1 protein-coding gene is annotated in these 261 nt (G+C 70.1%); it reads right to left on the reverse strand.

Translation table 11 applies throughout. From position 1 onward, the window contains the following. A partial coding sequence (locus tag EOD29_RS32785; protein ID WP_127248856.1) for an MFS transporter occupies positions 1 to 261 on the reverse strand: 261 nt, incomplete at both ends.

The raw sequence follows: 261 nt of genomic DNA on the forward strand, positions 1-261 counted from the left end.
GACGGGCCGAGCGCCTGGCCCACCGTCACCCAGGCGTTGGCCGCGCCCAGCTTTGCGGCGGGAATCTGCTGCGCCATCAGCTTGGCTTCGGCCGGGAAGGTGACGCTTTCGCCCAGCCCCAGCAGCAACCGCAACAGCAGCAGCAGGCCAAAGCCGCCCACCACGCCCAGCAAGATGGTGGCGAGCGACCACAGCGCCACGCCCGCCGCCAGGATACGCCAGGGCCCGAACCGATCGATCAGCCAGCCCGACATCAACTGG

The sequence above is a fragment of the Mesorhizobium sp. M1A.T.Ca.IN.004.03.1.1 genome, from assembly GCF_003997555.1.
Lineage (GTDB): Bacteria > Pseudomonadota > Alphaproteobacteria > Rhizobiales > Rhizobiaceae > Mesorhizobium.